General features: G+C 69.2%; 8 protein-coding genes and 1 riboswitch. Of the genes, 1 reads left to right on the top strand and 7 read right to left on the bottom strand.

What is annotated here, in order from left to right; all coding sequences use genetic code 11:
• The 7 genes from ABZ646_RS33220 to ABZ646_RS33190 all read right to left on the bottom strand — a co-directional run.
• A partial coding sequence (locus tag ABZ646_RS33220; protein ID WP_360527206.1) for an FAD-dependent oxidoreductase occupies window positions 1-1131 on the bottom strand: 1131 nt, incomplete at its 3' end.
• A gap of 431 nt (window positions 1132-1562) precedes the next feature.
• Window positions 1563-2504 (bottom strand): Ppx/GppA phosphatase family protein, encoded by a 942-nt coding sequence (locus ABZ646_RS33215; protein WP_360527203.1) that lies wholly within the window; start codon window positions 2502-2504, stop codon window positions 1563-1565.
• A complete protein-coding gene (locus ABZ646_RS33210) occupies window positions 2501-3055 on the bottom strand; it encodes a DUF501 domain-containing protein (RefSeq protein WP_360527201.1) in 555 nt (184 codons plus the stop codon). The genes ABZ646_RS33215 and ABZ646_RS33210 overlap by 4 nt, the downstream gene beginning before the upstream one ends.
• A gap of 29 nt (window positions 3056-3084) precedes the next feature.
• Complete coding sequence (locus ABZ646_RS33205) at window positions 3085-3561, bottom strand: septum formation initiator family protein (RefSeq protein ID WP_360527198.1); 477 nt, start codon at window positions 3559-3561, stop codon at window positions 3085-3087.
• Window positions 3562-3668: 107 nt separating this feature from the next.
• Window positions 3669-4955, bottom strand: a complete 1287-nt coding sequence (gene eno / locus ABZ646_RS33200; protein WP_351710944.1) for a phosphopyruvate hydratase — start codon at window positions 4953-4955, stop codon at window positions 3669-3671.
• A gap of 288 nt (window positions 4956-5243) precedes the next feature.
• Window positions 5244-5945 carry a transglycosylase family protein gene (locus ABZ646_RS33195; RefSeq protein ID WP_360527194.1) on the bottom strand — a complete coding sequence of 234 codons (702 nt, stop codon included), beginning with the start codon at window positions 5943-5945 and terminating at the stop codon, window positions 5244-5246.
• Between the two features lie 3 nt (window positions 5946-5948).
• Window positions 5949-6152, bottom strand: a riboswitch (cyclic di-AMP (ydaO/yuaA leader).
• Window positions 6153-6334: 182 nt separating this feature from the next.
• Complete coding sequence (locus ABZ646_RS33190; RefSeq protein WP_360527192.1) at window positions 6335-7345, bottom strand: transglycosylase family protein; 1011 nt, start codon at window positions 7343-7345, stop codon at window positions 6335-6337.
• 207 nt (window positions 7346-7552) lie between these two features.
• Here ABZ646_RS33190 and ABZ646_RS33185 point away from each other — a divergent pair, with 207 nt between their 5' ends.
• Window positions 7553-8791 (top strand): cytochrome P450, encoded by a 1239-nt coding sequence (locus tag ABZ646_RS33185; RefSeq protein ID WP_360527189.1) that lies wholly within the window; start codon window positions 7553-7555, stop codon window positions 8789-8791.
• The last annotated feature ends 129 nt before the right edge of the window (window positions 8792-8920 follow it).

Here is an 8920-nt window from a genome sequence, read left to right as displayed (position 1 = left end):
GGCCACCGCCGTCGTGACCTCGGCGATGTTGCGCACCTGGATGGTCAGGTTGTTGGAGTGGCTGTACTCCTTCTGCGGGAAGCCCCGCATGCCGGAGACCACGTTGTCGCCGAGGACCTTCGCCTGCCGCAGCGCGTGCTGCGCGTTCGGCGGGCACCAGGCGTTCTCGACGCCGGCCTTGCGGGCGGCGACGTCCGGCACCTGGGCGTTGTCGCCCGCGGCCCAGATGTAGTCGGTGCCCTGCACCTGGAGGGTGGGGGCGGTGTCCACGTGACCGCGGGGGCCCAGCGGCAGACCGTAGCGGGCGAGCGCCGGGTTCGGCTTGACGCCGGCCGTCCAGACGATCGTGTTGGAGTCGACCTCGAGGCCGTTCTTCAGCACCACGTGACCGTCGACGCAGGAGTCCATCGAGGTGGAGAGGTAGATCTCCACACCGCGGCTCTCCAGGTGCTCCTTGCCGTACAGGCCGAGCTTCGGACCGACCTCGGGGAGGATCTTGTCGGCGGCGTCGACCAGGATGAAGCGCATGTCCTCGCGGGACACGTTCTTGTAGTACTTCGCCGCGTCGCGGGCCATGTCCTCGACCTCGCCGATGGTCTCCGCGCCCGCGAAGCCACCGCCGACGAAGACGAAGGTGAGCGCCTTGCGGCGGATCTCCTCGTCGGTCGTGGAGTCGGCCTTGTCCAGCTGCTCCAGGACGTGGTTGCGCAGGCCGATGGACTCCTCGATGCCCTTCATGCCGATGCCCTGCTCGGCGAGGCCGGGGATCGGGAAGGTGCGGGAGACCGCGCCGAGTGCGATGACCAGGTAGTCGAAGGGCAGCTCGTACGCCTCGCCGACCAGCGGGGCGATCGTGGCGACCTTGCGGTCCTGGTCGATGGTGGTGACCCGGCCGGTGAGGACCTCCGCCTTCGGCAGCACGCGTCGCAACGGGACGACGACGTGCCGAGGGGAGATGCTGCCGGCGGCGGCTTCGGGGAGGAAGGGCTGGTAGGTCATGTACGACCGGGGGTCGACGACCGTGACGGTCGCCTCGCCGTAGCGCATCTTCTTGAGGATGCGCCGAGCTGCGTACAGGCCTACGTACCCACCGCCTACTACGAGGATCCTGGGACGCTCCGTGGTGCTCATGGCATCGAGTATCCACCCGCCCGGAGAGGCCCGCTCGTGCGCCCCTTCACAAGCTTTCACGGGGGTCGTGCTACACTCCGCGGCCCACGTGACACAGGTCATGGTCGCCGAGGGGAACCCACTTCCGATACGACCCGTTGTCAATGCCGCGTGAGCTGCCTCTCCAGGCTTCCGGGGGCATCGTGAGGGCACCCGATGTCACCCGCACGAGCGCCTCCCGGAACGCTCCCTGGACGCTCTCCTGAGCACCCGCGAAGGCCTGTTGAGACCCCTTACGGCCCAACGGACCCCTGCGGACCCCTCAGCTGCGCCGAATTCCTTGTGAAGAACTTCACGAAGCTTTCCGACGGAGTGTCGTGGCACGGCGTGTCACGGGCCGAAAAACCGCTCATCCGTAGACCTGACCTGCTCAGTCGAGGCCTCCGACACGGCTACGCGAGGGACCAGGCAATGCCGTCCAGGATGTCGTGCTCGCTCACCACGACCTCCGTCGCCCCCACCCGTTCCATGATCGACTGAAGGACGAGGGCGCCCGCGGCGATCACGTCCACCCGGCCGGGGTGCATGGAGGGAACGGCCGCCCGCTCGGCGTGCGTCGACCGCAGCAGCCACTCGGTGATCTCCCGGACCCGGGCGTAGGGGATGCGGGAGTGGTGGATGGCGGCGGAGTCGTACTCCGGCAGGTCCTGGTGGATCGCCGCGAGGGTGGTGACGGAGCCCGCGAGACCGACCAGGGTGCGCGCCTCGCGCAGCGGCACGGTCTCCTCCGCGAGATCGAGGGCGCGCTCGATGTCGGCCCACATGGAGGCGGTCTCGGCCTCGGTCGGCGGATCGCTGACCCGCCCCTCGTGCACCAGGTGCCGCTCGGTCATCCGCACACAGCCCACGTCCACCGACCGGGCGGCCCGCACGTGCTCGGCGCCCACGACGAACTCCGTCGACCCGCCGCCGATGTCCACGACGAGGAACGGCTTGGCGAGGTCGTCGCGGCCCACCAGCTCCCTCGTCGCGCCCGTGAAGGAGAACTCCGCCTCCTGGTCGCCGCTGATGACCTCCGGCTCCACGCCGAGGATGTCCAGCACGCCGCGCACGAACTCGTCCCGGTTCTCGGCGTCCCGGGACGCCGAGGTGGCCACGAACCGCAGCCGCTCCGCCCCGTACTCCTTGATGACCGCCGCGTACTCACGGCAGGCCGCGAAGGTCCGCTCCAGCGCCTGGGGCGCGAGCCGCCCGGTCCGGTCGACCCCCTCCCCGAGCCGCACGATCACCATCCGCCGGTCCAGGTCGACGAGCTCCCCGGTCTCCGGGTCCGCGTCGGCGACGAGGAGCCGGATGGAGTTGGTGCCACAGTCGACGGCGGCGACGCGGGTCACTTGTCGTCCTCCGGGGTGTGCGCCGAAGCGTGGTCACCGGCGAGCGTCACACAGGCCCCCTTGGCCCACCACTCCGGCAGCATCGCGATCGCCTCGTCGCCGAGCGGGTTGACGCCCGGCCCCGCCGCCAGCGAGTGCGCCACGAGCACGTGCAGGCACTTCACCCGGTCCGGCATCCCCCCGGCGCTGGGGAACCCGGTCAGTTCCTCGATCTCGTCCCGGCGCCGGATGTAGTCCTCGTGCGCGGCCCGGTACGCCGCCGCCAGCTCCGGATCACTCTCCAGCCGCGCCGTCATCTCCTTCATCACGCCGTTGGCCTCGAGGGTCCCGATCGCGGACGCGGCCTTCGGGCACGTCAGGTAGTACAGCGTCGGGAACGGCGTCCCGTCCGGCAGCCGCGGCGCGGTCTCCACGACGTCCGGCTGCCCGCAGGGGCACCGGTGCGCGATCGCCCGCAGCCCGCGCGGCGGCCGCCCGAGCTGCTGCTTGAAGGCCTCGACGTCGGCGTCGGTGGGCTCGGTACGCGGAGTGGAGGGCGGAGGCGTGTGCATGACTGTGTTCTGCGTGGCTTTCTGTCGGTTCACTGGTCGGACGCGTCGGACTTGTCGACGCCGTCCCAGACGTTCGCGTACCAGGGCCGGTCGGCCGCCCCGAGGTATGCGCGCGCCTGCCTGGCGGCACCGGGGTCGATCACGACGTAGCCGGTCTCCCCCGGCATCACGTAGTGCAGTCGCTGCCGGATCTGCTGCTCGGCGTACGAGTCGTCCTGCCACCGCGCCTTCAGGTCGCGCAGCTGCTCGACCCGCTGTCTGGCCTGCCGCTGCTGACGCTGCTGGTCGGCGATCTCGGCGCGCTGGGAGACGTACTGCCGCATCGGATAGGCGAGCGCCACGACCATCGTGCACAGCACGATCGCGAGCAGCGCCGCACGGCCGGTGAGCCGGGATCGGCGGGCCTGACGTTTGGTCTGGGAGCGGTAGACCCGGGCCGCCGTCTGCTCGCCGAGCAGCTTGAGCCTGGTCGCGGTGGAGAACCGGTCCCGGTCCCTCACGGCCATGTCCCCGCCTCCCTGATACGTGCGTACGTCCCCGCACACGGTACGGGACCGGGTACGGGGACGTTCGTACGACTGGCTAAGCCTTACCCACTAGAGGGGGTACCGGCTCAGCCCTTGAAGCGGGGGAACGCGGAGCGGCCGGCGTACACCGCCGCGTCGTCGAGGATCTCCTCGATGCGCAGCAGCTGGTTGTACTTGGCGACGCGCTCGGAGCGGGCCGGGGCGCCGGTCTTGATCTGGCCGCAGTTGGTGGCGACGGCCAGGTCGGCGATGGTGACGTCCTCGGTCTCGCCGGAGCGGTGGGACATCATGCACTTGAAGCCGTTGCGCTGGGCGAGCTCGACGGCGTCCAGGGTCTCGGTGAGCGAGCCGATCTGGTTCACCTTCACCAGGAGGGCGTTGGCGGTGCCCTCCTCGATGCCGCGGGCCAGGCGCTCCGGGTTGGTGACGAACAGGTCGTCGCCGACGATCTGCACCTTGTCGCCGAGCTTGTCGGTGAGGACCTTCCAGCCCGCCCAGTCGTCCTCGAACAGCGGGTCCTCGATGGAGACCAGCGGGTAGGAGGCGACGAGCTCCTCGTAGTACTCGGTCATCTCGGCGGCCGAGCGGGACTTGCCCTCGAACTCGTACTTGCCGTCCTTGTAGAACTCGGACGCGGCGACGTCGAGCGCGAGCGCGATCTGCTCGCCGGGGACGTAACCGGCCTGCTTGATGGCCTCCAGGATGAGGTCGAGCGCGGCGCGGTTGGACTCCAGGTTCGGGGCGAAGCCGCCCTCGTCGCCGAGGCCGGTGGCCAGGCCCTTGCCCTTCAGGACCTTCTTCAGGGTGTGGTAGACCTCGGCACCCCAGCGCAGCGCCTCGGAGAAGGACTCCGCGCCGATCGGGGCGATCATGAACTCCTGGATGTCGACGTTGGAGTCCGCGTGCGAGCCGCCGTTGAGGATGTTCATCATCGGCACCGGCAGCAGGTGCGCGTTCGGGCCGCCCAGGTAGCGGAACAGCGGCAGGTCGGACGCCTCGGAGGCGGCGTGCGCGACGGCCAGGGAGACACCGAGGATGGCGTTGGCGCCGAGCGAGCCCTTGTTGTCGGTGGCGTCCAGGTCGAACATGGCCTGGTCGATCAGGCGCTGCTCGGTGGCGTCGTAGCCGACCAGCTCCGGGCCGATCTGCTCGATCACGGCGAGGACGGCCTTCTCGACACCCTTGCCGAGGTAGCGGTTGGGGTCGCCGTCACGGAGCTCGATGGCCTCGAAGGCACCGGTGGAGGCGCCGGAGGGAACGGCGGCACGACCCGTGCTGCCGTCGTCGAGGCCGACCTCGACCTCGACCGTGGGGTTGCCTCGGGAGTCCAGGATTTCCCGGGCTACGACGACGTCGATGGACGGCACGAGCATCTCCTTCTTGGGATGTGACGCTGGTTGTGCGGGGCGCACGCGGACCTGGTCGGCCCTTGCTCAGCCTTGCGACTAGAGCCTAACCGTCCCAGGGCCGTCAGCCAGCCGACCGACCGGCCCGTGGACACCCTGACGGTACTCATTGTTCATGCGCGGAACAAAGGGGGGCCCGATGAAGAACGGGAGAAGAGCGGGTCAAGGAGTGTGGCCGCAAAGAGAAACCCCGCTCCGGTGCGTTCGGGGGAAAACGCACCGGAGCGGGGGCCCGTGGGGGACGGGGGCTGAGCCTTACTTCAGGTGCAGCTGCTGGCCCGGGTAGATGACGTCGGCGTCGTCGACGATGTCCTTGTTCAGCTTGAACAGGGCCTGCCAGCCGCCCTTGACCTTGTGCTTCTCGGCGATCGAGCTGAGGGTGTCGCCCTTGACGACCTTGTACTCGCCGTCGCCCTTCCTGACCTTCTTGCCGGTCGGAGTGGTGACGGTCTTCTTGGCGGCCGGACGCTCGGCGGACCGGGAGGCGGGCTGGGTGTCCGTCGTGCGGCTGCTCGTGCCGGCGCCGCTGCTCGACGAGCCGGAGGAGCTGGAGCCGGAGGAGCTGGAGCCGCCGCCCGTGTAGGCGGCGCCGGACAGGCCCTTGCCGCAGACCGGCCAGGCACCCTTGCCCTGGGCGGCGAGGACCTTCTCGGCGATCTGGATCTGCTGCGCCTTGGTGGCCTGGTTGGCCTGCGGGGCGTAGGCGGTGCCGCCGTACGCGGCCCAGGTGGAGGCGGAGAACTGCAGACCGCCGTAGTAGCCGTTGCCGGTGTTGATGGCCCAGTTGCCACCGGACTCGCACTGGGCGACGGTGTCCCACTCGGAGGCGGTGGCGGCGGAGGCGCTGCCGACCGCCATCAGCGGGGCGGCGACGGCGGCACCGGTGACACCGGCGACGGCGATGGCGCGGACGGCCTTGGACGGACGACGGTGCTTGCCCTTGCCGGAAAACAGCATGGAAGATCCCCTCACCGACGCCTGCGAGGTGAGCTGTCGGGTTCGGGCCGGTTGAGTTGCCCGGCCGCACGTCCGCTTTCGCGAGACGCGCGGCTCCACCCCTAGCCGGTTCCGGCGGCCTTTCGGCCGTGAGGCCCCTGAGGGCTCAACTGCCGGACCCGGCGCTTACCTTGGGTCCCCCGCTCCTGCCTACGGCGCTTGACGCGACGACTGTTCCCGGGCGGCCGCTGGCAGGACTCGGCGTTGCGACAGCCGGGGCTCGTGGTGACGAGCGGCCTTGACCGTAAACAGACGATCAGGTGAATTTCAAAGATGATCAGGGCTTCTGAGACTCATCCCACACTTTCACCAAAACAGACATTAACCTCGAAGCGGGACGCCAACTCCCGCTACTTTTGGCCCGTTTCGCTGCCGAGTTTCAGGGTCTGACCGGGGGCGATGTCGTTCGGGTCGGTGCCGATGTCCGCCTTGTTCGCGGCATAGAGCGCGCGCCACCCGCCGTCGAGACCAAGGGAGTCGGCGATGGAGGCGAGGGTGTCACCGTCGCGGACGGTGTAGGTGCCGGCGTCGACGGAGGCGTGACGACCGGAGGATGCCGCCTTCTGACCGTTTGTCACGTTTTCATCCGCCGAGTCACCGCGATGCTTGCCACCGCCACTGACGGCACCCGTGTCGACCAGGCTCCAAGAGCTGCCGGTCTGCCACGAATTGTCCGAGTCGTCACCTGCGTCCGGGACCACCGGGTTCTCGCTCGCCTCCGTGGCGGCGGAGGCGGAAGGCGTCGACTTGCCTGCCTTGTCTTCCTTGCCCGACTTGTCGGGGGTGGCCGCCTTGGAGTCGCCGCTCGCACTGGAACTCGGGGCGGGGGACGCGGATTCGGTCCCGGAACCCTTCGCCGTGGACGAGGCACCGGAGTCGGTCGAGGAGGACGAGTCCGACAGCCCGGAGGACGAGTCGGCGGAATCGGAGGAACCGGACGAATCATTCGATCCGTCGAGGCCCGTGTCGACGTTCACCGAGACGTCGTCCGACGAGAGCCCGGCCAGCAGGGCGCAGGTCCGCCAGGGCTTGGTGCCCTGGTCGGCGAGTATCTTCTCGGCGACCGCGATCTGCTGCGAACGGCTCGCCTGGTCGGGCGTGGCGGCGTAGTCCGTGCCGCCGTACTTGTCCCAGTCATCCTGGGACATCTGCAGCCCGCCGTAGTAGCCGTTGCCGCTGTCCATGCTCCACGAGCCGGCGCTCTCGCACTCGGCCACCTTGTCCCAGGTGGTGCCGTCGGCCGCGTTGGCGCTCGCCGCACCGAGCAGCGGGATCGCGATGGCGGAGCCGGTCACTCCGGCCGCGACGAGAAGAGCCGGAGCCTGACGGGGGCGACGGTGACGACCGTTCCCGGAGAGCATGCGGAAACCTTTCGAGCGACAGCGGTGACCTGCGCGACGGGTCCCGCAGGGGCGCCGCGCTGATGGGTGAACGTATCGGCAGACGATCACTTGTCACAAGTCAATCCCTTGCAGATCACGTGAAGATCACAGACGTGAGCGCGCCTCACGTTCTGCTCGACCGCCCCGAGACGGCGTGCACGGACCGCCTCCGGATACGGTCTTCCCGTGAACGTCCCGAACACCGCTCCTGAACTCTTCAGCTGGGAGTTCGCCGCCGACCCCTACCCGGCCTACGCCTGGTTGCGCCAGCATTCCCCCGTTCACTGGACGAAGCTTCCCAGCGGGGTGGAGGCATGGTTGGTGACCCGCTACGCCGACGCACGTCAGGCTCTCGCGGACGGGCGGCTCTCGAAGAATCCCGACCATCACGCCGAGGATGCACACGGCAAGAGCAGAACCGGCATCCCCGGTGAGCGCAGCGCCAACCTCATGACGCATCTGCTCAATATCGACCCGCCGGACCACACACGTCTGCGCCGCCTCGTCTCCAAGGCGTTCACTCCGCGCCGTGTGGCACACATGGCGCCTCGTGTGCAGGAGCTGACCGATGACCTCATCGACCGGTTCGCTCCGCAGGGCAGGGCCGACCTCATCCACGACTTCGCCTTCCCCCTTCCCATCTACGCGATCTGCGACCTGCTCGGCGTGCCGCACGAGGACCAGGACAAGTTCTGCGAGTGGGCCGGCATGATGATCCGGCACGGAGGAGGCCCGCGCGGCGGCGTCGCCCGGTCCGTCAAGAAGATCCGCGACTACCTTGCCGAACTCATCCACCGCAAACGCGGTGACCTCGGCGATGACCTGATCTCAGGGCTCATCCGCGCCTCCGACCACGGGGAACACCTCACCGAGAACGAAGCCGCCGCAATGTGCTTCGTGCTTCTGTTCGCGGGTTTCGAGACCACCATCAACCTCATCGGCAACGGCGTGTACGCACTGCTGCGCAACCCCGCACAACGGGCACGGCTCCTGCAGTCGATCGAGGCCGGCGACACCGGGCTGCTCGACACCGCGGTCGAAGAGCTGCTCCGCTACGACGGACCGGTGGAGCTGGCCACCTGGCGGTACGCCACCGAACCCCTCACCATCGGCGGCCAACGGATCGCCACCGGCGACCCGGTGCTTGTCGTCCTTGCCGCCGCCGACCGCGATCCGGCACGGTTCCCTGAGCCCGACACCCTCGACCTGGCCCGCGTGGACAATCAGCATCTCGGATACGGCCACGGCATCCACTACTGTCTCGGTGCCCCCTTGGCCCGTCTCGAAGGCCGTACCGCGCTCGAAACCCTGCTGCGCCGTCTCCCCGACCTCCAGCTCGCGGCACCCCCCGCCGACCTGCGCTGGCGGGGCGGGCTCATCATGCGAGGGCTACGGGAACTCCCTGTGCAGTTCACCGCACGCTGATCAGGAGCCCTCCACCGCCCTGATCGCGTCCCGGGACACCGCGGCCCGGCTGAGCCAGACCGTCCGCCGGCGCAGCCGCACCGAGGCGGCCAGGAACTCCACCGCGCTGCGGGTCAGGAAGGTGTCACC

This window comes from Streptomyces sp. NPDC007162 (genome assembly GCF_040634175.1).
In the GTDB taxonomy this organism is placed as follows: Bacteria; Actinomycetota; Actinomycetes; order Streptomycetales; family Streptomycetaceae; genus Streptomyces.
Note: the sequence above shows the minus strand (reverse complement) of the source record. Positions and strands in the feature narration are given on the sequence as shown.

Coding starts and splice junctions, on each gene's coding strand:
- eno (WP_351710944.1), bottom strand. CDS start 4,955: ATGCTCGTGCCGTCCATCGACGTCGTCGTAGCCCGGGAAATCCTGGAC.
- ABZ646_RS33195 (WP_360527194.1), bottom strand. CDS start 5,945: ATGCTGTTTTCCGGCAAGGGCAAGCACCGTCGTCCGTCCAAGGCCGTC.
- ABZ646_RS33190 (WP_360527192.1), bottom strand. CDS start 7,345: ATGCTCTCCGGGAACGGTCGTCACCGTCGCCCCCGTCAGGCTCCGGCT.
- ABZ646_RS33210 (WP_360527201.1), bottom strand. CDS start 3,055: ATGCACACGCCTCCGCCCTCCACTCCGCGTACCGAGCCCACCGACGCC.
- ABZ646_RS33205 (WP_360527198.1), bottom strand. CDS start 3,561: ATGGCCGTGAGGGACCGGGACCGGTTCTCCACCGCGACCAGGCTCAAG.